The organism is Paenarthrobacter sp. NPDC089988, from assembly GCF_044748465.1.
Taxonomy (GTDB): domain Bacteria; phylum Actinomycetota; class Actinomycetes; order Actinomycetales; family Micrococcaceae; genus Arthrobacter.
The window spans coordinates 46492-65505 of sequence record NZ_JBIVGD010000009.1; the positions used below are offsets into that span (position 1 = coordinate 46492).

Annotated in this window: 17 protein-coding genes; 9 read left to right on the plus strand and 8 right to left on the minus strand. The window is 64.2% G+C overall.

Features of this window, described 5'->3' with window-relative positions; all coding sequences use genetic code 11:
* Positions 1-135: 135 nt before the first annotated feature.
* Positions 136-3642, plus strand: a complete 3507-nt coding sequence (locus ACIPV6_RS12205; RefSeq protein WP_400271133.1) for a discoidin domain-containing protein — start codon at positions 136-138, stop codon at positions 3640-3642.
* 184 nt (positions 3643-3826) lie between these two features.
* Here ACIPV6_RS12205 and ACIPV6_RS12210 read toward each other — a convergent pair whose 3' ends face one another.
* From ACIPV6_RS12210 to ACIPV6_RS12225, 4 genes are all read right to left on the minus strand, one after another.
* Positions 3827-4627, minus strand: a complete 801-nt coding sequence (locus ACIPV6_RS12210; RefSeq protein WP_400271134.1) for a GNAT family N-acetyltransferase — start codon at positions 4625-4627, stop codon at positions 3827-3829.
* A gap of 112 nt (positions 4628-4739) precedes the next feature.
* Positions 4740-6632: a DUF2264 domain-containing protein gene (locus tag ACIPV6_RS12215; RefSeq protein ID WP_400271135.1), complete on the minus strand. Its 1893-nt coding sequence runs from the start codon at positions 6630-6632 to the stop codon at positions 4740-4742.
* The gene (locus ACIPV6_RS12220) at positions 6632-7768 is read right to left on the minus strand and encodes a LacI family DNA-binding transcriptional regulator (protein WP_400271136.1); all 1137 of its coding nucleotides are present in this window, start codon (positions 7766-7768) and stop codon (positions 6632-6634) included. Before ACIPV6_RS12220 ends, ACIPV6_RS12215 begins: the two co-directional genes overlap by 1 nt.
* Positions 7758-9713: a heparinase gene (locus ACIPV6_RS12225; RefSeq protein ID WP_400271137.1), complete on the minus strand. Its 1956-nt coding sequence runs from the start codon at positions 9711-9713 to the stop codon at positions 7758-7760. Before ACIPV6_RS12225 ends, ACIPV6_RS12220 begins: the two co-directional genes overlap by 11 nt.
* Positions 9714-9874: 161 nt before the next feature.
* On the opposite strand from ACIPV6_RS12225, the gene ACIPV6_RS12230 reads away from it, so the two are divergent.
* The 5 genes from ACIPV6_RS12230 (at position 9875) to ACIPV6_RS12250 (ending at position 14808) form a co-directional block, all read left to right on the plus strand.
* On the plus strand, positions 9875-10888 hold the full coding sequence (locus ACIPV6_RS12230; protein WP_400271138.1) for a hydroxyacid dehydrogenase: 1014 nt from the start codon (positions 9875-9877) through the stop codon (positions 10886-10888).
* Positions 10889-10950: 62 nt separating this feature from the next.
* Positions 10951-12234 carry an ABC transporter substrate-binding protein gene (locus ACIPV6_RS12235; protein ID WP_400271139.1) on the plus strand — a complete coding sequence of 428 codons (1284 nt, stop codon included), beginning with the start codon at positions 10951-10953 and terminating at the stop codon, positions 12232-12234.
* A gap of 8 nt (positions 12235-12242) precedes the next feature.
* Complete coding sequence (locus ACIPV6_RS12240) at positions 12243-13172, plus strand: carbohydrate ABC transporter permease (RefSeq protein WP_400271140.1); 930 nt, start codon at positions 12243-12245, stop codon at positions 13170-13172.
* Complete coding sequence (locus ACIPV6_RS12245) at positions 13172-14107, plus strand: carbohydrate ABC transporter permease (RefSeq protein ID WP_400271141.1); 936 nt, start codon at positions 13172-13174, stop codon at positions 14105-14107. The genes ACIPV6_RS12240 and ACIPV6_RS12245 overlap by 1 nt, the downstream gene beginning before the upstream one ends.
* Positions 14104-14808 (plus strand): hypothetical protein, encoded by a 705-nt coding sequence (locus ACIPV6_RS12250; protein WP_400271142.1) that lies wholly within the window; start codon positions 14104-14106, stop codon positions 14806-14808. Before ACIPV6_RS12245 ends, ACIPV6_RS12250 begins: the two co-directional genes overlap by 4 nt.
* 109 nt (positions 14809-14917) lie before the next feature.
* Here the strand turns inward: ACIPV6_RS12250 and ACIPV6_RS12255 are convergent, their stop codons facing one another.
* The gene (locus tag ACIPV6_RS12255; RefSeq protein ID WP_400271143.1) at positions 14918-15286 is read right to left on the minus strand and encodes a hypothetical protein; all 369 of its coding nucleotides are present in this window, start codon (positions 15284-15286) and stop codon (positions 14918-14920) included.
* Between the two features lie 59 nt (positions 15287-15345).
* On the opposite strand from ACIPV6_RS12255, the gene ACIPV6_RS12260 reads away from it, so the two are divergent.
* Positions 15346-15996, plus strand: coding sequence for a hypothetical protein (locus ACIPV6_RS12260; protein WP_400271144.1), 651 nt, complete (start codon positions 15346-15348; stop codon positions 15994-15996).
* A gap of 84 nt (positions 15997-16080) precedes the next feature.
* Positions 16081-16551 carry a hypothetical protein gene (locus ACIPV6_RS12265; protein ID WP_400271145.1) on the plus strand — a complete coding sequence of 157 codons (471 nt, stop codon included), beginning with the start codon at positions 16081-16083 and terminating at the stop codon, positions 16549-16551.
* Here the strand turns inward: ACIPV6_RS12265 and ACIPV6_RS12270 are convergent.
* Positions 16548-16865, minus strand: coding sequence for a DUF3040 domain-containing protein (locus ACIPV6_RS12270; protein WP_400271146.1), 318 nt, complete (start codon positions 16863-16865; stop codon positions 16548-16550). The genes ACIPV6_RS12265 and ACIPV6_RS12270 overlap by 4 nt on opposite strands.
* Before the next feature lie 272 nt (positions 16866-17137).
* Between ACIPV6_RS12270 and ACIPV6_RS12275 the strand changes: the two genes are divergently transcribed.
* Entirely contained in the window at positions 17138-17533 is a 396-nt protein-coding gene (locus ACIPV6_RS12275) for a hypothetical protein (RefSeq protein WP_400271147.1), read from the plus strand.
* Between the two features lie 9 nt (positions 17534-17542).
* Here ACIPV6_RS12275 and ACIPV6_RS12280 read toward each other — a convergent pair whose 3' ends face one another.
* Both ACIPV6_RS12280 and ACIPV6_RS12285 read right to left on the minus strand, forming a co-directional pair.
* Positions 17543-17974 carry a heat shock protein transcriptional repressor HspR gene (locus ACIPV6_RS12280; protein WP_397323575.1) on the minus strand — a complete coding sequence of 144 codons (432 nt, stop codon included), beginning with the start codon at positions 17972-17974 and terminating at the stop codon, positions 17543-17545.
* Between the two features lie 10 nt (positions 17975-17984).
* Positions 17985-18959 carry a DnaJ C-terminal domain-containing protein gene (locus tag ACIPV6_RS12285; RefSeq protein ID WP_400271148.1) on the minus strand — a complete coding sequence of 325 codons (975 nt, stop codon included), beginning with the start codon at positions 18957-18959 and terminating at the stop codon, positions 17985-17987.
* Between the last annotated feature and the right edge of the window lie 55 nt (positions 18960-19014).

The window sequence follows — 19014 nt, forward strand, 5'->3', positions numbered from 1 at the left end:
GAGAACACTTCGGACCAACCTCGATCGACCCTGTTCGACTCCCTTGTGACACCACAGACCGCCTCATAGTCTCGGCAGAACCGGTTCACCAGAGCAGCCGGTTTCACCCGCAGACCCCGATGATGAGGTACCCCTATGCCGATTCCACGATTCCGAAGGCCCGTGGCCGCCCTGGCCGCAGCCGTCACAGCGGCCACCGGCCTGGCCCTCCTGCCCATAGGCCCAGCGGCCCAGGCAGCAGACGCAACCCCGATCACCATCACCCCGAACCCGGCCAGCCGCAGCGAAGCGTTCGAAGGCTGGGGAACCAGCCTGGTCTGGTTCGCGAATGCGACGGCGGGATACTCACCGGAACTGCGGGAGGAGCTGTACCAGAAGGTCTTCGGCGAGGATGGGCTGAACCTCAACATCGCCCGTTACAACGTCGGTGGCGGCAATGCATCGGATGTCGCAAACTACCTCAACGACGGCAGTGCTGTGGAGGGATGGTGGAAGCCGGTCGCCGAAGCGCAACCCGGCCATCCGGCGTCGAACCTTTACAACCCGGACGGGAGCGTCGACAAAACCCAAGCCAACAAGCTGGCCTTCCTGAACGCGTGGAACCCGGACGACCCCGCCTCCTACAACCCCGACGCCGACCGGAACCAGCGTTGGTGGGTGGAGCGGCTCGCACAAGACCAGCAGATCACCCACTGGGAAGCCTTCAGCAACTCGCCGCCCTGGTTCATGACCAAGAGCGGCTACGTGTCCGGACAGGTCAACACCAACAAGGGCGAAAACCTGCTGCCCGAAGCGGAGGGCAAGTTCGCCGCGTACATGCGGCACGCCGTCGAGCTTCTTGAGCAAGGCAGCGGGATTAAGGTGGATACCATCGATCCGTTCAACGAACCCAATTCCGGCTACTGGGGCACGGACATCAACGCGAGCACCGGGAAGCCACCCACAACGTACACGCAGAAGCAGGAAGGGGCCCTGATCTACCCAGCCGCGCAGGACCGCGTGACCAAGCTGCTGGCCGCCGAACTCGCCAAGGGAAGCACGGACGCGGTGATCTCGGCGATGGACGAAACCGATCCCACCAAGTTCATGACCAACTGGAACGGCTACAGCCAGGATGCCAAGGACGCTATCTCGCAACTCAACGTCCACACCTACGGAACCAATGACCGTCGCAGGGTCCGCGATTTGGCCAACTCCACGGACAAGCCATTGTGGATGAGCGAAGTGGGCGGTTTCTGGACCGGCAACCCGGCTCTCGGAGATTCCACCAGCGGTTGGGACCGCTCCAACATCACCAATGGCTTGGGCATCGCGAGCCGGATGGTCAACGACCTCCGTGAACTTGAGCCCAACGCATGGGTGTTCTGGCAGCCTGTGGAGGACACGTACAAGCAGGAGAAGGCCGACAAGGGCTGGGGTTCCATCTACGTCGACTTCGACTGCAACTACGCCGGCCGCGAGGGCTACTCCAACCGTCGGCTCAACGACGGCGCCGCTCTGGACTCCGCGAAATGCAAGGTCCTGACCAACCAGAAGTACAACACCACCCGGAACTTCACTCACTACATCCGCCCGGGCGACTTCCTCATCCAGAACACCGACGCCAAGACGGCCAGCGCTCTCCGCGCCGACGGCAGCGGTGCCACGCTGGTCCACTTCAATGACACGCCGACGCCGGAGAAAGTCACCATCGATCTCAGCCGGTTCGGCAGCATCGCTCCGGGTGCGAAGGTTACGCCGGTGGTCACCACCAAGTCTCCGTTGGACGACATCGAGAAGAACGCCCTGGTGAAAGGCGCGCCGGTCGCCGTCGACGCCGCGGCGAAGTCCGCCACGGTTGAGGTGCCTGCCGCGTCCGTGGTGACGTTCGTCGTCGACGGCGTCAGCGGTGTTTCGCAGGACGCCGCACCTGTCGAGGACGGTCACCGCTACCACCTCTCCGGTGAGGCTAGTGGCAAGTACCTGACGGCCGGCACGGGCGGCGCTTCGATTCAGGACCTCGGTTCCGACGCCGCCGGAGTGGCTCCGCAGATCTGGACGTTCAACGCAGTTCGCCCGGACGACGAGTTCGCCAATGACCGGCGCTGGGTTGTCTCTTCAGCCGACGGACGCGTTCTGACCGGCAACGGCGGTGTGTTGAACGGCAGCCAATCCGGCGCGGCTTCCTTGGTTTCCCTCACGCTGGAACAGGCCAAGTCCACTCCGGCAGCACAGTGGATAGTGACCACGGAGAACGGGAAACAGTGGACGTTGGTCAATGCTGGAGCGGCGATTGCGCTCCAGGTTTCCGGCAACCAAACGGCGGCCGGGACATCCGTTGCGTTGGCGTCCTCCACGGGAACCACGGCAACGGCCCTTGCCAGCCCGCACCAAGCCTGGGCGTTCACGGACATCGCCGATCTGAAGCTGTTGGGAGTGGCTCCGCTGGACGTGAGTACTCCTGTTGGGACTGCGCCTGCGCTGCCAACCACCGTCACGCCTGTGTACAAGGCCGGTCCGGGCAAACCGCTTCCTGTGACGTGGGCACCCGTCGATCCGGCTGCGTGGCAGAGGGCCGGGAAAGTGACGATGTACGGTTCCGGCGTAGATCCCTATGGGCAGGCGTTTGAGGCAGTCCTCACGGCGACCGTGGGCAGTTACATCGCGACCGATCCGGCCTCGGTGACGGTGGGGGTCGGTTCTTCGGTGGCAGCCGTGCAAGCTGCGGCTCCGGCCACCGTGCCCGGCCAGATCGCAGATGGTCCGGCCCGGAACCCACTGGCTGTGGCATGGGACTGGTCTTCCTTAAGTGCAGGGGCCTTGGAAACCGCGGGAACGCTGACCGTCCCGGGCAAAGCCGGCTCACTTGATGCCACCCTGACCGTCATCGCGGTGGACCGCGTCCCCGTGGCCAACATCTGCAAGGACGACCCCGCCACTACCGTGACGGCAAGCTACACCGAGGGCTCGTACATCGCGAAGAACACGTGCGACGCCAACCCCTCCACCCGCTGGTCCAACTGGGTCAGCGGCGGCCGGAACGAAGACAGCCTGTCCTACGCTTTCGCACGCGAGTACACCGTTTCCTCGGTGGCAGTCACCTCTGCGGAGAAGGCCGCGACGAGCGTCAAGGTCCAGTACCAGGACGCAGCGGGAACGTGGAAAGACACCTCCGCGGGCACGGTGACCGGGCTCTCCATTTCCGCTCCCACCACGGTGTCCTTCGAACCGGTCACCACCCGCGGGATCCGGGTTGCGTTCGTGACCACGGGGTCCTATACGAAGGTCGCGGAGGTGGCCATCGCCGGATCCCGCCTGGCAGATGCAGGACTCGCGGACCTCGGCAGGCTCCTGGTCAACCAGGCATCCGTGGTCGGCTTCGCTCCCGGAACCACCGCGTACCGCGCGTTGACCTCCTCGACGACTCCCGCCGTCGTCGGCTACCCGCTGGACACCGACGCGAAGGTGACCGTCCGGCAACCCACCGCGGAAAGCCCGACGGCGGTCGTCACCGTGACCGCGCCGGACGGGACCGTGAAGGAGTACCGGGTGGACATCTCCACAGGAAAGGAAGCCTGCAAGAACGACGGGTGGAAGTGGAGCCCGTCGCCGGTGTTCAAGAACCAGGGGCAGTGCGTGAGCAGCTTCGCCGCAGGTAAGTAGGAATCTGCCTTCTCCAGCGAGGCCCCCTCGGAGGTGTTCCGAGGGGGCCTCGCTTTGCTCCGAACGAGCAATACGGGGTTCCTTATTGTTATTTTCGGGCACAAATAACAAAAACAGGCCTCCTTATTCACATTTGTGGTCCTAAATGTGAATAAGGGAACCGCTACTCACCGTCCTGAGCCGGTCAGCTCCGTATCCAACGATAGGGCGTGGTGGTTGAGACCTTGACCAGGCCGGAGCGCTCGAGGATCGGGCGGGAAAACTCGGTGGAGTCGCTGTTGATGAGCGTTTTGCCGTGCGCCAACGCGGACTGGGCCCGACGGGCAGTCAGCGCACGGTAGATCCCTCGGCCCCGCCACTCCGGACGCGTTGCACCGCCCCAGATCCCGGCGAAGTCGGTGCCGGGTATGGGTTCCAGACGGCCGGCGCTGACGATGACGCCGTCCGCCTCGGCAACCCAGAGTTCCGTGGCATCATCAAGCGAAAGCCGGCGAAGCAGCGCCTCCGCCATCTCGTCCGAGACGGGCTCGCCGAAGACCTCGTCCTGCATGGCGCTCATGGCCCGGACGTCAGGTTCATCAACCACCCGGCGCAGTGTCACGCCTTCCGGCAAGGGCACGTCCTGGCTGAGCGCACGGGCTTCGCCGATCATGATCGACTCCGGCGGGTCAGGTATGAAGCCATGCTCAAGGAGTGCTTCGTGGAGCCGCGGGGCATGGTCGTGACCGCGGGATTTCCATTCCACCTTGGTGATTTCCGGCAGACCGTCAAAGTAGGCCACGGCGTCCGAGACCAGCCCGCGGACTCCCTCTTCATCGGCCCCACCCAAGTCCCGGTACGTGATGAACCCGCGGCCACCCAGGAAGGTCACCAGACGGAGTGGTCCGTGCTCAGTCACCGTGAGGGCGCTCGGCGTTTCCGCGTCGGTGCGGAGTTGGGCATCGTAGGCCGCGAGAAGGCGGGCTTTGGTGTCGGTTTGAGTCATCTGGAGAGCCTACCCATGGGATTCTGCTGAATCATTTCCTGAATCAGTGGCCGTCTGCCGCATCATTTCAAGGTCGGTCCCGGGTGAGGACGGAATGATCCAGCAGAACCTTTCACTGGTCGTCGAATCGGGTGAGCAGATCGGCCGGGATGCGTTCCCCGTCGGGGAATTCGAAGTGGCCGTCGGTGTAACGCACCGTGTCCGAAGCGTCTCCGGCACCGGCGAGAAGTACGACGGCGGCGTAGTCGCCGTCGCGCGCGGGCCCGGCTGTTCCGGCCCAAGGGATGGTGAGCTCCGAGCCCATCGGGTGCTCACCGGACCGGACGAACGTGCCGGAGTCATCCAGGACATGAACGAACCCGGGCACGGCGCGGACCGAACTGACGGTGGCTGAGGCAGCATCTACTGGCCAGCCACCAATCCGCAAGGGAGCACCTGCCCCGGGCCCGGAGGAACCGGAAACCCGCACCAGTCGCAACTCCAGAGCACCACGCGTCGCGGACACCACGGTCACAGTAGGCCCGGCAGTCGCCGTGCCGGAGACGCCGCTGCCGTGGTCCGGACCGGCGTTGGGATCGGGAGTGATCCAGTTGGCCGTGAACCGGGACGCACCAACGGAAACACCACCCAAGGAGAAGGACCCGAGGTGCTCGAACCCGGTCCGATGCGTCAGGCCGCCTTCAGGGCCAACGAACGCCACCGCGTTGTCCAGTGACTCAGGCGTGAGGTCCGGGAACGTGTGTGTCGAGTAGCCAATCCGGGCATACAGGGGCGAATCCGCCAAAACGGCCCCCGGAACGGCATGGTCCGTCCCGTGATTCCGGATCCGCACCACTCCATCTGCAACGGTGCCATTCACTTGCCACCCCGGCGCCGCGATGATCCGTTGTGTGTCTCCCGCCTCGACAGGCAGTGGCGCTTCCACGGCAGTCCACGCCGGGTGGTCGGCCGGGAGTGCCAAACCGAGCATCCCCTTCGCTGCCCAGTACGGCGATCCGAACCCGGAGTACGCCTGCTTCATACCTGGAAAAGAGCCATGGAAGCCGATGGACAGCAGGCCTTCGGAGGTGACGGAGCCGTGCTGGACGAAGTAGTCGAGCATTCCCGAGGACGCCCTCCGTGCCAAACCCGGAGCCAGGCGTGTGTGTCCGGACAACTCCCCCACCCAGAAGGATGCCGCGGCCGCGAAGCGGTAGATCAGGCTCCGGCCCTGGATCAGCGGAGCGCCGTTGGCTCCGACCAGGTAGGAGAAGTCGTCCAGGAAATCAGCCAGCCGTTCGCCGTCGAGCTTCTTGCGGGCAGCGACCCGTGGATCGTTGGGGACCATCAACGCCCAGAGCTGCGGGTACACCTGGAAGGCCCAGCCCACATAGTGGTCGTAGGCACGCTCGGGACCGTCAGCGAACCAGCCACCGCCGCGGTAGAGGGAATCGTGGATGGCGAGCCCGGCATCGATGTCCTCGTCGGAGTACCGCCCGCCGACGGAAGCCAGGAAGGTCTCCACCACGATCTGGAACCACACCCAGTTGATGGGCGGATACTCCTCGCCGATCACGGTCTCGAACCACGCGATGAGCTGCTCCTGGACGCGCTGGGGCAGTTTGTCCCACAGCACGTCCCGGGTCAGAGCCAGGCCAACCGCCAACGACGCCGCCTCAACCTTCGCCTGCCCCAGCTCGCCTGGCGTCGGCCACCGGCTGGGATTCGCGGGGTTGGTCCCGGCATCCAGGCCGGCGGCGTACCATTCCGCGATCCAGCCCGTGTTCGCAGAGTCGCCGGCGATCCGGAAGGAGGCCAAAAGGAAGGTCCTGGCGAAGGCTTCAAGCGAATCGCTTTCCCGTCCGTACCGGCTGTTGGGCCCGGGCAGGTAGATATTGGCGTGATCCTCGGATCCGAAGCGGTGGGCCGAGCGCAGGAGGTAGTCCGCGTAGGCGGTCCAATGGGAACGGGTCAGGCCGGTGTACGGGGACAGCAAGTGATCCAACGGTGGGAGTTCAAGAACCATCAGAGCGCATCCTCCAAGACAACCCTTGGAGCCCCCACGGACGACTCCCGGACAATCAGTTCAGGGTTCAGGTCGATCCGGTGGACGGGCCGCATCCTTCCTTCCGCCAGGCGTGCGGCCATGAGCTGCACCGCCACCTTCCCCACGTAGCTCTTGGGCGGCCGCACTGCCGAGATGGCGGGCTCGGCCAGATAGGCAACCTCGTCGTCGTAGCCCACAATCGCCATGCTTCCCGGCACATCCACGCCCCGGTCCACGCAGTGCTGCACGAAGGCCACAGCCTGGGTATCGGAGTGCACCAACATGGCGGTGGTTCCCGATGCGCGGCACAGCTCCAGCACGCGGTCAAAGTGCTTGGCGCGGTCTCCGTTGTCCAGCTTGGCCGAATCCTCGTGGATGGATTTGTCCAACGGAATCTTCAAAGCGTTCATGGCCTGCTTCCATCCACGAACCACGTGCGGGCTGGTGGGGCTGGTGGAATCGGTGAGGCATCCGATCATGCGGTGCCCCTCCTGCCACAGATGCCGCACGGCCATTCCCGCGCCGAATGCATGGTCCGTTGCCACCCACTCAAGCTTGTGCGCAGGAAGCTCCGACGGCGCCCGGCGTTCGGCCAGGATCACGGGAATGGGCAGGGCGTTGAGCCAGCGGAGCAACTCTTTGCCGTGCTCGCCGCCCATGTCCGGCGCAACGATGAGTCCGTCGATGTTCTGGGTATCGAGCAACGCCTGTACCTGCCGGCGGTTGTCGGCGGCGTCGTAGGCCGAGCCGCGCACCACGATTCTGAGGTTCTGCACCTCGGCCTCGCCCCGGGCGCCGCTGATGACCTGCGGCCAGTAGTAGTCCAGGGACGGGACAACCATGCCGATCGAGTAACTGTGGGAGGTGGCCCGCCCGGCCGTGGAGCGGTCCAGCGGGCTCGGAAGGGTTGCGCCGCCGTGTACACGCGACACGAGTCCTTCGTCGGCGAGGATGTTCACGTCTCGACGGATGGTCAGTTCGCTGACTCCCAGTTTGGCGGCGATGTCGCGGACGGTGATGGCCCCATGGGCGCGCAACTCCTCCATCAACCGCTCACGGCGTTGCAGCGAGAACAGCGACTTTCCGCCGGATTCCTGGCCTGGTTCAGTGCTCATGTGTTGCCTCCAAAGTGAGGGTGAACGCGCCGGAAGCGCGGGTTTCGGCGGGCATGCGGAACCGTAGACGGGTCAGCTTTTCGCTCCAGATATCGCCCAGCAGCGGATCGTCGAGGTGCCACTCGTCCACGAGCACGACGGCGGTCTCCGGCTTCCAGCGCAACTGGACTCCCCGGCCGCCCACCACAGTCGGGATGCCCTCCGGGGTGATGGTCGCCGTCGCGTCCCGGCCCAAGCGGACGGTGCCGGCCACCAGGTAGGTGATGTCGACGTCGTCCGTTCCTTCCGGTGGCGGGGACGGGAGGTTCCAGCGGTCATCGATGACCACAGTGCCGCCTTCCCGGTTGAGGAGCGAGGTGCGGATCCACTGCTCAGGATGGTCAAGACCGTAGGCAGCGCCGAGACCCAGCGCGAGCGTTGGCTCGTCAGGAGTGGGTTCCTGCAGGACGGTTGCCGCGTACTCCCGGCCAGTCCCCTGCTCCAGCCCGAACGGCGCCGGGACGCTGTGCCAGGCGCTCTGCATGGCGCGGATCAGGTACCTGTCAGGGCCGAATGTTTGCGCGGTGTAGGTGGGTTGCCCGGCGTCGACCAGGAGGGGCACACCGTCCATGGCAACCACTACGGAACCTACATCGCGGTGGTTGTGGTGTTCGCCGTTGTGCCCGCCCTTGGCCGCGAGGGTGAGCCCGTCCGTGGATCCGGGGGTTTGCCGCGCGACCATGATCTGCACGGATGGCAGCCACGTCCCCCAACTGGGGGACAGCACCTGCTCCACTGAGGGCTCGTAGCGACGTTTGCTGTCCCCCAGTTGGGTGAGGACGCGGCCCAGTCCGGCGGCCGGGTTGGGTTCAGGCTCGACGGCGGCAAAGGTTGCGGCGAGTTGGGCGGCGTCGGAGTCCCCCAGTCGAACGGCCCAGCGATGCAGCATGTCCCAGGGCAAGGAGTCGGCCGCGCGGGCAGGGCCGTCGGCGACGTTGAGGAACCACGAACCGCCCAGATGCATGCTGCCGGGGAAGGCGACGAGCGCACGGACCACCGGGAGGTCAGGATTGAGCCCGGCGGCTTCCTCAAGTAGTGCCAAACCTTCCAGCGCGCGGCCGGCCCCGTTCCACCAGTAGGCAAAGCCCTCGTCGATCGCCCCATCTGCTGGAATCGAGGCAAGGAAGCGGTCCAGCCCCTCGATGCAGCGGGCCACCACAACAGCCTGCAGCTCGGCATCGTCAACCAACAGCAGTGCCGTAGCGATGATGTTCGAGTGGATCCACGGGTTCCAGTTGTGCACGTCGCCATTGAGGCCAAGCCAGTGCCAATCGAGCCTGTCCAGGAAGGGCCGGATCACCCGCTCGTGCGCCTCGAAGCGAAGTCGCTTCCGCAGGCCGGGTGCCCGCTCATCCAGCTGCGACCCCAGGACATGGTCCAGCCAGGCAAGCTGTGCCACCACTTCCCCGGCGCCCAGATCGAGGTACGGACGCGAACGGTCCGGGACCACCTCGCCGGAATGGGTGAACACGTCGTCGTGCGCGGCCCAGCTCCAGGAGCTCTGCTCGCACAGCACGTACGCACCGTCGATCACTTCGTCCAGCCAGCCCTCGCCGAAGTCGGGCCCGGAGACAGCGGCCATGACGACGGCGCGTGTCAGCCGCTGCTGCCGGCTCGCCACGAGTCCCTCGTAGGCTGTGCGGTTTCCGTCGCGGAAGTAGCGCGCGTAGTGGGATACCAGCGGTTGGGGCCATGAAGTCCCCTTCTCCGCGGTCGCTTGCTCAGCGAGCGACGACACAGAAGCCAAAGAGACGTGCTGCCACCCGCTGTCAGACGCCGGGCGCACGGTAAGCCGGGAGCGGGCGTCGCGGAGCGAGGTAAGCAAAGCCGGAACGGAGGCCTCGGTGCCCCAAGCGGTGCGTAGCGGCGACGCGTCGACAGTGACGGCGCCGGGAGGTTTCAGCATGGAATTCTTCTCTCAGGTGTTCGAGTGTGAACGTTTTGGATCAAGCTCGATTGAATTGAATGAACTGTCTTGTTCATGAGTATGTACTGATTATTAGATGTGATGCAACACATAATCACGGTCGAACAGACCAAATGAAGAACCGAAGGGAGGGTCCCTGAATGTCGCTCAAGCCCCAGGCACTGCTGGTCATGAATAGCGGAACCTTTGCTGACCAGTTCGATTCCGCACGACTGGAGCGGCTGGCAGGAATGGTGGACCTCGGCGGGCAACCATGGACGGATTCCCTCGATGCACCCGAACTGGCGGGCCGCTTGGAAGAGGTGGAAATCCTGCTCACCAGCTGGGGCGTTCCGCGCCTCAACGCGGAACGACTGGAACGCATGCCCAAACTCCGGGCAGTCTTCCACTGTGCAGGGACGGTCCGCAGCTTCGTGAGCGAGGAATTGTGGGATCGAGGCATCACCGTAACCAACGGAGCAGACGCCAATGCGATCCCCGTCGCCGAGTTCACGTTCGCTTCGATCGTGCTCGCCGGCAAGAAGGCCCACGTCCTGGCCAACGACGCCCGTACCTTCCGCGAGGACTGGGACTACGCCACGGCCCGCGGCGAACTCGGGAACATCGGCCGGGTCATTGGAATCATCGGGTTCTCCCGCATCGGCCGCCGCGTGGTGAACCTGGTCCAGCAACTCCAGGACGTCACGTGCCTGGTCAGCGATCCCCACGCCAACCCGGCGGACGTCGCCGCCGCCGGTGGCAGCTTGGTGACGTTGGAGCAACTGCTGCGGGAGTCCGACGTCGTGAGTATCCATGCGCCGGCCCTCCCGGAAACCCGCAACATGATCAGCACCCGCGAGTTGGACATCATGAAGGACCACGCGACGCTCATCAACACAGCACGCGGCTCCCTCGTGGACACAGCGGCGCTCGAAGCCGAATGCCGCAAGGGTCGCATCACCGCGCTCCTTGACGTCACCGAACCCGAACCGCTCCCGGCGGACTCGGTGCTGTATGACCTCCCCAACGTCATCATCACGCCACACATCGCCGGCTCGCTCGGCACGGAAACCCGGCGGATGTCGGATGCCGCCCTGGATGACCTTGAACGGTACCTCGCCGGGAAGGACCTCCTGGCCCAAGTAGTGCACGCGGACCTGGGCCTCAGCGCCTAAGTCCGCACGAACCAACCTGCCGCACGTGCGGCAGAATTAAACCAGTACTAAAGGAGAACGCAATGAAGCGCACAACCCTCGCCGCGATCGCCCTTGCGGTGACTGCAGGGCTTGGACTCGCCGGCTGCTCAGGCGCAGCAGGCCCCGCCGACCAACCGGCAGCAAACGGCAAGACCAAGCTGACGGTCTCTGTCTGGAACTACGAGGGGACCCCGGAGTTCAAGGCATTGTTCGACAGCTACGAGGCTGCCAACCTGAACATCGACATTGAACCCGTGGACATCCTGGCCGACGACTACCCCCAGAAGGTCACCACCATGCTGGCAGGTGGCGACACCACGGACGTCCTGACCATGAAGAACGTCATTGACTACTCCCGCTACGCCAGCAACGGCCAACTGCAGGAAATCGGCGACGTGGTGGACAAAGTTGGCAAGGACAAACTCGCCGGCCTCGACGCCTTCGACATGGACGGCAAATACTATGCCGCTCCGTACCGCCAGGACTTCTGGTTGCTGTACTACAACAAGGACCTGCTCAAGGCAGCCGGAGTGGAAGACCCCAAGGACCTGACCTGGGACGAGTACACGGCGCTGGCTAAGAAACTCACCACAACCGGCGCGGACGGCAAGAAGGTATACGGCACCTACCACCACATTTGGCGTTCCGTGGTCGAAGCCATCTCCGCAGCCCAGAACGGCCAGGACCAGAACAGCGGGGACTACGGCTACTTCGAGGACCAGTACAACACCGCGCTGGACCTCCAGAAGAGCGGTGCCACCCTGGACTTTGGCACGGCCAAGAGCCAGAAGACCAGCTACCGGACCATGTTCGAAACCGGCCAGGCAGCCATGATGCCCATGGGCACCTGGTACATCGCCGGCATCCTGCAGGCCAAGAAGGACGGCAAGACCAACGTCAACTGGGGCTTGGCACCCATGCCCCAGAAGAACGACGACGGCAAGGTCACCACGTTCGGTTCACCCACGGCATTCGCTGTCAACAAGAACGCCGTGCACTCCGATGAGGCCAAGAAGTTCATCGAATGGGCCGCCGGTGAAGAAGGCGCCAAGGCAATCTCCAAGATCGGCGTCGTCCCGGCCCTGCAGAACGATGCGGTCAAGGACGCCTACTTCAAGCTGGACGGCATGCCCACCGACGATCTGTCCAAGAAGGCCTTCACGCCGGATACCACTGCACTGGAAATGCCCGTCAGCGACAAGTCCGCCGCAACGGACAAGATCCTCAACCAGGAGCACGATCTGATCATGGTTGGCGAGCGCTCCGTCACGGATGGAATTGCTGAGATGGGCAAGCGCGTCAAGAGCGAAGTCCTCGGCCAGTAAGGCTCGTCATGGGTACAGAAACAATCTCCAAGCCAGTTGCCCCGGCTGTTGCCGGCCGGGGCAACAGGAAGCAGGCCAGGCGCAACACCCTGATTGGCTGGACGTTCATCCTCCCGAACTTCATCGGCTTCCTGGCCTTCACCCTGGTTCCAGTCCTCGCGGCCTTCGCCCTCTCCTTCATGGAGTGGACCTCGTTCAGCGCCCCCAAGTGGGTTGGGCTAGCCAACTTCCAGCGGATGTTCGCCTCTGATTCCTTCTGGATCGCGCTGCGCAACACCGTGGTCTATGCGCTCGGGCACGTTCCCCTGACCATGGCCCTGGCCTTGCTCCTGGCGATGCTGTTGAACCGGAAGCTCAAGGGCATCGGCTTCTTCCGGGTTGCGATCTTCTTCCCGTACATCACTTCCCTGGTGGCCGTCGCCGTCGTCTGGAACATGCTGTTCAGCCCTGACAACGGCCCGATCAACCAGTTCCTCCACGCGATCGGCATCGCCAATGCACCAGGCTGGACGTCAAGCTCGGACTGGGCGCTCCCGGCCGTGATCATCACCAGCGTGTGGCGGGACATGGGCTATTACATGGTCCTGTACCTGGCAGGACTGCAGGCCATCCCGACCGAACTCTACGAAGCCGCGGAAGTCGACGGGGCCAGCGCCTGGCAGCGTTTCTGGAACGTCACCATCCCGTCGCTGCGGCCCACCACGTTCTTCGTGGTGGTCATGCTGACGGTCTCCAGCTTCAAGGTGTTCGACCTGATCGTCGTCATGACCAACGGTGGCCCCGGACGCTCCACCACGGTCCTGTCCCAGCTGATCTACCAGGAGGGCATCGGCGAAGGTAAGTTCGGCTACTCTTCGGCCATTTCGCTGGTCCTGTTCCTCATCGTCCTGACGGTCACCGTCCTGCAGTTCAAGATCCAACAGCGGAGGGAACGCTGATGACCAACATGGCCGAAGACCTCAAGGCTGAGGCCCGCTTCGCCGGGTCGGGCCTGCCTCCCGCAGGTGCGGAAGACCGCCGTCGTACAGTCCGCAAGCGTTCGCCGCGTGCGCAGAAGAAGCGGACCGCCAATGTGATCATCTACGGCGTCTTGGTGGTCCTGGTGGTGGCGCTGATGGTGCCGTTCATCTGGATGGTGTCCTCCTCGCTGAAGGAGAACAACCAGGTCCTCACCGTCCCCATCCAGTGGATCCCGCAGGAATTCGTGTGGAGCAACTACACGGACATCTGGACCCGCATCCCCATGATGGGCTACCTGCAGAACTCCCTCTACCTCGCGGTCATCATCACCTGCCTCCAAGTCCTTACGGGCTCGCTGGCGGCCTACGGTTTCTCCAAGGTCCGCTTCCCCGGACGTGACGTGCTGTTCCTTTGCTACATCGGCACCATCGCCGTCCCGTGGCAGGCCTACATGGTGCCGCAGTACATCATGATGCAGAACCTGGGCCTCACCAACAGCTTCAACGCCCTGATCCTGCTCCAGGCTTTCGGCGCCTTCGGTGTGTTCCTGATGCGCCAGTACTACATGACCATCCCGGACGAGCTCTGCGAAGCGGCCCGGATCGATGGCCTCAGCGAGTACGGCATCTGGGCCCGGGTGATCCTGCCACTGTCCAAGCCGGCGTTGGCCAGCCTGGCGCTGCTGACGTTCGTGAACACGTGGAACGACTACATGGGCCCGTTCATCTACCTCACGTCCAACCGCCTCTGGACCGTCCAGCTGGGCCTGCGATCCTTCGTGGGCCAGTTCGACGCCGAGTACGCCATGATCATGACCGGTTCGGTGATCTCCGTGATCCCGATCCTCATCATCTTCCTGATCGGCCAGCGCTACTTCATCCAAGGCATCGCGACGAGCGGCATGAAGGGATGAGCACCGTGCGTGCTCCCCGCAAGCGCCGCTGGTCAGGGCCTGGATTCGAAACCTTCGGCAGCATCTTCGGTTTCGTCTACACCTTCCTGGCCGGCAACGCGCTGCTGGCCGTCGCCAACGCGCCGCTGGTGCTCTGCCTCTCCCTGGTGGCAGACCCAGCGGCCGCTTGGCCGTTTTTCCTTGCACTCTCGGTCACCATCGCGCCGTCCCTCGCCGGCATCTTCGCGGCCTTCCGGTCCTTGAACGACGACGGCGGCGCGGTCACCCCTGTTGCTGCCTTCCTTTCGGGATACAAGCGCAGTTTCACCCGCACGGCACCGCTTGGTGTGGGCGCGGTGGCGCTGCTCCTGTTCCTCGGCGTAGACCTCGTGGCCATCCAGTCCCTTCCTGGTACCGCACTTCTGTTGCCGCTCATCGTCGTAGCAGCCGCCGTGACGGTGAGCCTGACGGTAACGGCGATTGCCGGCGTCGTACTCCTGCCCCAGGCGAGGCTGAAAAGCATCCTGAAGGCCTCCCTCTACCTGGTGGTGCAGCGCTGGTACCTGAGCCTGGCCATGCTGGTGCTGCTCGGCATCAGCGTGTCCGCGGCAGTGCTGCAGCCCGTCCTGGGCACCGCCCTGGCACCTGCTCCGCTGCTGTTCGTGATCTGGAGCAACGCCTCTTACGCGTTCCACGCCGTACTCCGTGCCCCCTCCAACTAAAAACGCTCTCTCACCGAACCGCCCTATCAACGCAATCGCTCTCTCATCCGATAAGAGAGCGTTGGCGTTTAAGGGGTGGAAGGTGAGAGAGCGTTCTCGACAGGGGGCGTTACTGGGCGCCGCGGCAGAGCTCGCCGTACTTGGTGCCGGCCTCCTGGAACGACTGGGTCAGGCCCTCCATCTTCTTTGCGCGTTCCGCCTTGGCAGCCTCATCGGTTGGCTCTTCCTTGGCCTGCTCATCGAGGTAGTCAAGAACTGAGACCACTACAGGCTTCATGTCATCCGAGGCCACGCCTTCGATGGGGCGAATCGCGTTTGCCACCCGGTTGGCTGCCGTCTTGTTCGTGTCCTGACCCAGCCCGGATACGGCGGCTGTCATCCTGTCGCAGGTCTGCGCGGTGGTCAGCTGCGGTGCTGAACAAGCGGAAGCCGAGGCGAGCAGCCCGGCGGCGATCAGGACAGTGGTGAGTTTCTTCATGATTCCCTCAATGGTCGACGTCTCTTCGATTGTAAAGGGCGTGGCCTAGGCTGGGGGACATGGCGATCATCCACAAAGCAACCCTGTCCCCCACCAAGCTTGAACTCATCGCTGGCTACCTGCCCACGCAGCCGTGGTTCATCCAGGACGGCGAACCAGAGCTTATTGGCGCCTACCGTTTTGACGATCCTGCTGGCGAGGTTGGCATTGAAACCCATGTTGTTGCCGCGGGTGAACGCGTCTACCAAGTTCCGCTGAGCTACCGCGGACACGAACTCGGCGGCGCCAACGAGTGGCTGATCGGCACCATGGAGCATTCAGTTTTGGGCAAGCGCTGGGTGTACGACGCCTGCGGCGATCCTGTCTACGTCAAAGCCCTGGCCACTGCGATCCTCACCGGACAGAAGGAAGCCGCTTTGCTGGTGGACGGTGAGCCCGAGCCGCGCCCCAGCACCGTACAGGTCAAAGGCAGTGGAAAGCTCGACGGCGGTGTCCCCGGGTTGAGCGCTTCGGCGCCCGTATCCGGCAGCGGCGTCACGATCATCGATGCGGGGGCACTGCGCCTGAAGGTAAACCGCGTGGTGGATGTGGCCGCGGATGCTGCCACCAACACTGCTGCAGCGCCGGAGCTGCACGTCGAACTCGCGCTGCACGGCTCGTGGGCAGGGCTGGAAAACCCGGTAGAGCTTGCGTCGGTGATCCGGGACTAGAGTCCGTCCGCGGCGGCACTGTTTGTCACCGGGCGGGTAGCGTAGGCTGGCACACGGGGCCATCTACTCCGTGAAGGGGTCATCGTGTACTCAGCCAAATCAATTGTTCCCGCCGTGCAAGACCTCGCAGGTGAGTGGGTTAAGCACGCCACCGAAGGTACTGCTTCGCAAACTGACGCCGTGGTGGGATGGGCGTTGTCCCGGATCAACCATGCCGACGTGCCTTCGGTGGTACACGGAGTTGTCCTCACGCTGACCGGTGACCGGAAGGCAGCCAAGCATGCGCGGGGCACCGCAGCAAAGGCCGTCAAGAAAGCAACACAAACGCTCCATCGTGGACGCAAACAGAAGTCCGGGAGTGCGGGATTGGTGGCGTTCCTGGTTGGTGCCGGATTGTGTTTCGGTGCCGTCATGGCTTGGCGGATGATGGCCCGGCCTGGTGAGCCCACTCCAGTTCCTGCGGACACCACCCTGCCCGATCAGGCCGCCACAAACTTGGACGCCTCCACAAACTTGGACACGGTGCCGTTCAAACCGGACTCACCCGTCGTTTAGGCGCCTCGTCCGGCCTCGTTTCCCGTCTCGCCGTTCCTGCGGATCCGCCGCCTGAGAACCAAGCGGCTCAGCAAAAGGTAGGCTCCTCCACCAGCGACGAGGAATCCGGCCACGCCCACAATGAGGATTTGGGTGATGATTCCAGTAATTACCAAGGCAAAGCCGACCAACAGGGCCAGAGCGCCCAAGACCATCCTGGCCCCCGTTCCACGGAGGCGGCCAGACCTCAGCTGAAGGTCAAGATCCGGGTCCGATGCAACAAGTCCACGCTCGAGCTCTTCGAGGCTCCTTCGCTCCTCATCCGACAACGACATCGGAATCCATCCCCACCCCATGAGCATTCAACGCCACTGGCGCTTACGTTCCACGCTGAGGCACCTGCGCTGCTTGCCGTGCCATGCCTTTATTATCTGTCGATTCGACCGCCGTAGCCACAGCTTGCCCTGCCATCCTGCACGGGAAAGAACCACTCTGCGAGTACGGCGTACGGCCGCTGGGGATTGGCTCCCGGGCACGGCGATACTGTGACAAGCTAAGAACGTACCCAGCACGACGTACGGCAACCAACTGGAAGGCGATTCTTCCCATGGCACGACGATCTGCAAAAATTCCGAACAGCCTGGCACAGAACCCGACGCCACGACGCGGCCGCACGGCATGGCTCGTCGTCATGGGACTCCTGGCGGGCATTGCCGGCGGTGCGTTCGCCTGGCGCATGCTGGCCCCTGACGGCGAACCCGTTCGGCGCCTGCCCGTGGAAGACGCCCCGCCACAAGCCTTGGTGGTCCCCACCGAGCCCGTGGAGATCTCCACCCGCATGCGGCCCGGTGAATGGACGGAGGAGTCCCTGCAGGAACACGTCGAGGACTACAAGCAGCAGATCCGGGACATGGGCGCGTCCGAGTCGCAGATCATCGCCGAGGTGGAGCGCACGGAAGAGGGCGCAGCCAAGGTTGTGGTCCGCTGGGACCGTTCGGCTTAGTCCCTGCTGCTAACGCTGTCCCTCCCCCGGCCGCGGTCGCCATACGACGACGGCCTGGGAACGGGCGCGGGGACGCTGGCCCCGTGCGAGACTTACGACATCGCCCGCGGCACCCGCTGCGAAGATCCTCGCGTCCACGGGAGCCCGGCGGCGTGACAGTTCTTCGGTCAGTTCAGCCACGCGGTATTGCAGCGCGGCCACCTGGTTCTCGAGGTCCAGGATGCGCTTGATCCCCTCCAGGGAGACGCCGGATTGCGAAAGGCGTTGTACCTCACGCAGCCGGTCCACGTCGTTCTGTGAGTAGCGACGGGACTTTCCGGGCGCGCGGCTGGGCGAGACGATGCCCAAACGGTCATACTGGCGCAACGTCTGCGGATGCATGTCGGCAAGCTCCGCAGCGACGGAGATGACGAAGATCGGCTGGTTGACGTCGATAGCCATGACCTTCTCCTTACAACCGGGCCTTCGCGGCCAGGTCGTGACGCGGGTTGGCGTCGGAAGTCGCCGCAGCGAACGCCTTCACGGCCTCCTCCGCTTCCTTGCTCAGGTTCTGCGGAACGGCGACGTCGATGGTCACCAGCAGGTCGCCGGTCGTCTTGGACGTCTTCACGCCCCGGCCCTTCACACGCAGCGTGCGGCCTGCGGGAGTGCCCGCCGGGACGCGCAACTTGACGGTGTCGCCGTCGAGCGTTGGAACCTCGATGGTAGCGCCCAGCGCCGCCTCCCCGAACGTGACAGGCACATGGACGCGGATGTTGTCCCCGTCGCGCTGGAAGAAGTCGTGCGGCTTCACGCTGACGGTGATGATGAGGTCCCCGTTGCCGGCCGGGCCAACGTTGCCCTTGCCGCGCTGGCGGACCTTCTGGCCATCCTTGATGCCGGCCGGGATCTTCACGTCGATGACGTTGCCGTTGCTCTCGCGCAGGCTCACCGTAGTGCCCTTGATGGAACCGGCGAAGGAGATGGACGTGGTGGCGGTACGGTCCGAGCCCTTCTGCGGGGCGCGCTGGAAGCCGGTCTGGCCTCCCCCGAATCCACCGCCGAAAAGGTCAGCAAACTCCGGCGGAATGCCACCGCCCTGCGGCTGGCGTGCGCCTGCGCCGCCACCGAACAGGCCACCAAACAGGTCCTCGAAACCACCGTTGGCCCCGGCGCCGCCTCGACCACCTGCACCCGGAGCGAACCGGGCACCACCCATGGCGCGGATGGCGTCGTACTGCTGCCGGTCCTCAGGACTCGACAGTACCGAGTAGGCCTCGGAAATGTCCTTGAACTTCTTCTCCGCGACAGCGTCCCCGGCATTGGTATCCGGATGGTACTGCCGCGCAAGCTTGCGGTAAGCCTTCTTGATGTCAGCGTCGGACGCGTCCTTGGCAACACCAAGGATCGCGTAAAAATCCTTTTCAACCCAGTCCTGGCTGGCCAAGAGCGTTTCCTTTCATTCGGGAACGAGATGGCAGTTCATGCCAATGTTTCATTGA

What these genes read in the sequence shown, in the direction of transcription:
- ACIPV6_RS12205 (WP_400271133.1), top strand. Translation starts at nt 136, where the DNA reads ATGCCGATTCCACGATTCCGAAGGCCCGTGGCCGCCCTGGCCGCAGCC.
- ACIPV6_RS12210 (WP_400271134.1), bottom strand. Translation starts at nt 4,627, where the DNA reads ATGACTCAAACCGACACCAAAGCCCGCCTTCTCGCGGCCTACGATGCC.
- ACIPV6_RS12215 (WP_400271135.1), bottom strand. Translation starts at nt 6,632, where the DNA reads ATGGTTCTTGAACTCCCACCGTTGGATCACTTGCTGTCCCCGTACACC.
- ACIPV6_RS12220 (WP_400271136.1), bottom strand. Translation starts at nt 7,768, where the DNA reads ATGAGCACTGAACCAGGCCAGGAATCCGGCGGAAAGTCGCTGTTCTCG.
- ACIPV6_RS12225 (WP_400271137.1), bottom strand. Translation starts at nt 9,713, where the DNA reads ATGCTGAAACCTCCCGGCGCCGTCACTGTCGACGCGTCGCCGCTACGC.
- ACIPV6_RS12230 (WP_400271138.1), top strand. Translation starts at nt 9,875, where the DNA reads ATGTCGCTCAAGCCCCAGGCACTGCTGGTCATGAATAGCGGAACCTTT.
- ACIPV6_RS12235 (WP_400271139.1), top strand. Translation starts at nt 10,951, where the DNA reads ATGAAGCGCACAACCCTCGCCGCGATCGCCCTTGCGGTGACTGCAGGG.
- ACIPV6_RS12240 (WP_400271140.1), top strand. Translation starts at nt 12,243, where the DNA reads ATGGGTACAGAAACAATCTCCAAGCCAGTTGCCCCGGCTGTTGCCGGC.
- ACIPV6_RS12245 (WP_400271141.1), top strand. Translation starts at nt 13,172, where the DNA reads ATGACCAACATGGCCGAAGACCTCAAGGCTGAGGCCCGCTTCGCCGGG.
- ACIPV6_RS12250 (WP_400271142.1), top strand. Translation starts at nt 14,104, where the DNA reads ATGAGCACCGTGCGTGCTCCCCGCAAGCGCCGCTGGTCAGGGCCTGGA.
- ACIPV6_RS12255 (WP_400271143.1), bottom strand. Translation starts at nt 15,286, where the DNA reads ATGAAGAAACTCACCACTGTCCTGATCGCCGCCGGGCTGCTCGCCTCG.
- ACIPV6_RS12260 (WP_400271144.1), top strand. Translation starts at nt 15,346, where the DNA reads ATGGCGATCATCCACAAAGCAACCCTGTCCCCCACCAAGCTTGAACTC.
- ACIPV6_RS12270 (WP_400271146.1), bottom strand. Translation starts at nt 16,865, where the DNA reads ATGTCGTTGTCGGATGAGGAGCGAAGGAGCCTCGAAGAGCTCGAGCGT.
- ACIPV6_RS12275 (WP_400271147.1), top strand. Translation starts at nt 17,138, where the DNA reads ATGGCACGACGATCTGCAAAAATTCCGAACAGCCTGGCACAGAACCCG.
- ACIPV6_RS12280 (WP_397323575.1), bottom strand. Translation starts at nt 17,974, where the DNA reads ATGGCTATCGACGTCAACCAGCCGATCTTCGTCATCTCCGTCGCTGCG.